General features: G+C 61.5%; 1 protein-coding gene. It reads left to right on the forward strand.

Annotation, left to right across the window (positions count from 1 at the left end; all coding sequences use genetic code 11):
* On the forward strand, positions 1–278 hold a 278-nt coding region (locus AAEZ05_RS28395; RefSeq protein ID WP_350649907.1), incomplete at both ends, for a GAF domain-containing protein.

Raw genomic sequence — 278 nt, forward strand, 5'->3', positions numbered from 1 at the left:
GCAGCCAGGTCTGCTCGGTTTACCTGCTGGACCCCGAGACCAACCGTTTTGTGCTGATGGCCACGGAGGGCTTGAACAAGCGCTCTATCGGCAAGGTCAGCATGGCGCCCAATGAAGGTCTGGTGGGCCTGGTGGGGACGCGTGAAGAACCCCTTAACCTCGAGAACGCGGCCGATCACCCGCGTTATCGCTACTTTGCCGAAACCGGTGAAGAGCGCTACGCCTCGTTCCTTGGTGCGCCGATCATTCACCACCGCCGCGTTGTCGGCGTGTTGGTC

Source organism: Pseudomonas sp. HY13-MNA-CIBAN-0226 (assembly GCF_040310305.1).
GTDB lineage: Bacteria > Pseudomonadota > Gammaproteobacteria > Pseudomonadales > Pseudomonadaceae > Aquipseudomonas > Aquipseudomonas gregormendelii.